General features: G+C 51.2%; 1 protein-coding gene. It reads left to right on the top strand.

Annotated elements, in window-relative coordinates; translation table 11 throughout:
- The coding region (locus HMPREF0528_RS08830; RefSeq protein WP_034525454.1) for a CorA family divalent cation transporter at positions 1-213 on the top strand (213 nt) is incomplete at both ends.

Genomic DNA, 213 nt, shown 5'->3' with positions numbered 1-213 from the left:
GTGGTGAGCGATCTGGAAGAGGGCACGGGTCCGACCGATTGCGGGGGATGGCTGGTGGATGTGTGCGATGCGTTGACCGATCATTCCAGTGAATTTATCGAGCAGCTGCACGATAAAATTATCGACCTTGAAGATAATCTCCTTGATCAGCAAATTCCACCGCGTGGATTCCTGGCTCTGCTGCGCAAACAATTAATTGTGATGCGTCGCTAT

Source organism: Lactobacillus johnsonii ATCC 33200 (assembly GCF_000159355.1).
GTDB lineage: Bacteria > Bacillota > Bacilli > Lactobacillales > Lactobacillaceae > Lactobacillus > Lactobacillus johnsonii.
Note: the sequence above shows the minus strand (reverse complement) of the source record. Positions and strands in the feature narration are given on the sequence as shown.